Source organism: Mesorhizobium sp. M1A.F.Ca.IN.020.06.1.1, from assembly GCF_004023265.1.
In the GTDB taxonomy this organism is placed as follows: Bacteria; Pseudomonadota; Alphaproteobacteria; order Rhizobiales; family Rhizobiaceae; genus Mesorhizobium.
Window position 1 is genome coordinate 1 of sequence record NZ_RZSR01000628.1, and the last position, 3595, is coordinate 3595.

General features: G+C 62.5%; 5 protein-coding genes. All 5 read right to left on the minus strand.

The window, feature by feature from the left end:
- Positions 1–795 (minus strand): ABC transporter substrate-binding protein (locus EOA60_RS23765; RefSeq protein ID WP_245502602.1); only part of this gene is annotated, 795 nt, incomplete at its 3' end.
- A 14-nt stretch (positions 796–809) separates the two neighbouring features.
- Complete coding sequence (locus EOA60_RS23770) at positions 810–1811, minus strand: branched-chain amino acid ABC transporter permease (RefSeq protein WP_095823784.1); 1002 nt, start codon at positions 1809–1811, stop codon at positions 810–812.
- Positions 1808–2686 (minus strand): branched-chain amino acid ABC transporter permease, encoded by an 879-nt coding sequence (locus tag EOA60_RS23775; protein ID WP_095823783.1) that lies wholly within the window; start codon positions 2684–2686, stop codon positions 1808–1810. The genes EOA60_RS23770 and EOA60_RS23775 overlap by 4 nt, the downstream gene beginning before the upstream one ends.
- Entirely contained in the window at positions 2683–2970 is a 288-nt protein-coding gene (locus EOA60_RS23780; RefSeq protein WP_067327883.1) for a hypothetical protein, read from the minus strand. Before EOA60_RS23780 ends, EOA60_RS23775 begins: the two co-directional genes overlap by 4 nt.
- Position 2971: 1 nt before the next feature.
- Positions 2972–3595, minus strand: a 624-nt coding sequence (locus EOA60_RS23785) for an ABC transporter ATP-binding protein (RefSeq protein ID WP_164899490.1), incomplete at its 5' end; no start/stop codon positions are given.

Here is a 3595-nt window from a genome sequence, read left to right on the forward strand (position 1 = left end):
CGGGTAGGCCGAGGAAAGGTTGGTGACGAGCGTCAGCGGCTTCCAGCCGCTCTCGGCCTGGAAGCGGATTGCTTCACCGCCTTGTTGCGGCGCGGCGATGATCACCAGCGTATCGGCGCCGGAAGCCTTGAGCGCTGTCAGTTGCGTTTCGACGGTCGGATCCTGCGAAGTCACCGGTTGCCGATCGACGACCTTGACGCCTGAGCCGTCGATGGCCTGGTCGAAGGCCTTCATGAAGGTTTCGCCGGTCTCGGTGTTGAGATAGAGGAGCGCGACCTTTGCCTCGGGCTTGTTGTCCTTCAGATAAGTGGCGAACGACGCCGCCTCGGTCGAGAAGGCCGGGACGAACCCTATTTCCTCGTGCGGCGCGTTCAGCTTGTGGACGCCTGAATACATGAAGACATTGGGCACTTTGCGTTGTTCGATATAGCGTCCGATGGCGACATTGTTCGGCGTGGCAGCCGTGCCGACAAGGGCGAAGACTTTGTCCTGCTCCACCATCTCGCGCACATTCGCAAGGGTTCGCTGCGGATCGAGCATGTCGTCCTTGATCACGAGCTCGATCTTGCGGGTCTTGCCGTCGGACATCTTGACGCCGCCCTGGGAATTGGCGGCCTCGACCCGGGCGCGGATGCCTTCTGCGACCGCGCCGACGACGGCGACGGGACCGGTGAGCGGACCGGTGATGCCGATCTTGACGGTGCTGTCGGTGATGCCCGGTGCCTCGTCAGCTTTCGCCGGAGCGACACCGACGGCTAGCGCAAGTATTGCCGCCGTCACAAGCATTCTTGGCATACGTAAACATGGTCTCATAACTTCCTCCCTAATTGGCTGATTGATCCGGCTTTGCCGTTGGCGTTCGACCGCGCCGTCAAGGCAGCGGCAAGTCTCTCCAGCAGACCGGCAACCCCTCCGCGCGCCAGAAGCATGATGCCGATTAGTGCCAGCGCGTAGATGACGTTGCCGAGTGCGAGATTGATGCTGGACGTCCAGGTCGGGACGAAGGTGATGAACAGCCCGCCGATGAAGGCGCCGACAATGCTTGTCGAGCCGCCTACGATGCTCCCGATCACGATGGTGATGGAAAGTGGGGCGAGAAAGGACTGCGGGCTGATGAAGCCATTGAGGATCGCGAAGACGCCGCCGCCAAGTCCGGCGAGCGCAGAGCTGATGGCGAACGCCCACAGCTTGGCCTTGGTCAGATTGACGCCGAGAGCCTCCGCGATCTGCGGACTGTCCCGTTGCGCCTGGAGCGCGCGGCCGACGTCGCCGAGGAGAACGAGATAGACGATGAATGCCGCGACGCAGGCGCACCCCAGCGACACCAGATAGAGCCAGAGCTCGGAGTAATCGGCCAGGAACGCAGGCGGCTCCAGGGAATCGATCGGCAAGCCGGAGACTCCGCCCGTCCAACTGCCGAGCTTCAACAGAAGCTGCGGAAAGGCCGCCGCGACACCAAACGTGATGATCGCAAGTTGCAGCCCCTGCAGACGCAGGGCCGGCAGTCCGACGACGAGACCGGCCAGCGCGGTAAAAACAGCTGCCGCAGGCAGGGTCGCCAACGGGTGGACGCCATAGGTCGCGTTCAAGATGGCGGTGACGTAGGCGCCGATGCCGAACAGCGTCCCCTGGGCGAGGCAGATCTGCCCGGCAAACCCCATAAGCAGGTTGAGGCCAAGAATGGCGACCGCATAGGAGATGGCGATGCTCACCTGCTGCAACTGGAAGCCTGACAAAGTGGCCGGCAGCAATGCGGCGACTAGCACAAAACCAGCGGTTGCCGCGACCGTGCGCCGAATGTCGTTGCTCATAGCTTGGTGACCTTCTGTGAGCCGAACAGACCGACCGGCTTGACCAGCAGGACGAAAAGGGTGAGCCCGATCGGGACCGCGATGCGCATGTCCGCACCCAGAAAGCCGATGTAGTTGGCGCCAAGGCTCTCGCTGACGCCCACCAGAAGGCCTCCGGCTATCGCGCCGAGCGGACTGTCCCAGCCGCCAACGGTTGCCGCGGCAAGGCCGTAGAATAGGATCGGGGTCATCATGGTCGGGCTCAAAAACAGCCGTGGCGCGACCAGCACCGCCGCGATCATTCCGATCGCCGCGGCGAAACCCCAGCCGAGCATCAGCATGCGCTCGACGTTGATGCCCACCAGAACGCTGCGAACGCGGTCGAAGGCCGCGGCACGCATGGAGAGCCCAAGCCTTGTGAAGGCGAAGAGGGAGGCGATGGCCGCGGCCAGGACAATGAGGATCAGCAAGGTACCGGCCGACGAAGCCAGCACCTGTACCTCACCGAGGCTGAAGCTGCCTTCGGGAAAAAGGCTGGGGAACGGCTTCTGCTCGGCGCCCCAGAGCCACGTCACCATCGCCTGGAAGAGCACAAACATGCCGAGCGTGACGACCACTGTCGCCTCGACTGGTGCTGCCAGCGGGCGGACGAAGACCCGAAACGCCAAGATTCCCAGCACAAAGGAACCGGCCAGGCCGATTGCAATCGAAAGCCACAATGGCAGGCCCCACAGGCATAGCTGCCAGATGCAGTATGCCGAGAAAGTCGCCATTTCGCCTTGACCGAAATTGACGATGTTGGTGGCGCGAAAGATCAACACCAGTGCAAGGGCAAGAGCCGCATAGATGGCGCCGGTGGCAAGACCGCTGAGGACGATTTGCAGGAAAAGGGTCAAGCCCAGCCTCCCAACTGCAACGCCGAGGCCGTCGACCTGCGCGCCTTCGATCCGAGAGCCTTGGCCAAGGGAACCCTGGCGTTTGAGGACGGGGAAATCGCGGTTACCACCATCAGGAATGGCAGTCCGGCGGTATCGTGAATGTCGATGAAGGAGGCTGCATCGAGGCGGTCGGCCGACGCCCGCCTTGTAAGACGCGAGACCAGCACGAGGGCAATGACCAGCACGGCGTAGACTCCGCCTGGGGCAATGCCGCAAACAATGATCTGGTAAAACGTCGCCACGTTAGTCCCCAAGGTAAGATTTCTGGATATGCTCATCTGCAAGTATCGCGCCGGCTGAGCCGCCGGCCACGATATGCCCGGCCTCGATGACATAGGCGCGGTCGGCGAACTTGAGCGACAGGTCCGCGTTCTGCTCCACGACCAAGAGCGTCAAGCCATCGATGTCGCGGAGTTCCTTGAAGATCGCGAATATTTCGCGCGTGATGACGGGTGCGAGACCCAATGACGGCTCGTCGCATAGCAGCAGTTTTGGCCGCGACATGAGCGCTCGCGCAACCGCGAGCATCTGCTGCTCGCCTCCGCTCAGATTGCCGGCCAGTTGGGAGCGTCGTTCGCGCAATCGCGGAAAGCGATCGTACCACCGCTCCTTGTCCTGTCGGACCTGGCGGGCATCGGAGACGATTGTGGCGCCCAGCGTCAGATTCTCGTCGACCGTGAATTCCGTGAAAGTGCCTCTGCCCTGGGGAATCTGCGCTAAGCCGCGTTGCAGACGCCGTTCCGGCGCCATCTTTTGCAAGTCGCTTCCCCTATAGGCGATTTCGCCGGCCGAGCGGATCGTGCCCGAAAGCGCGCGCAGCAAAGTGGTTTTTCCCGCGCCATTGGCGCCGAGCAGGACGACGAATTC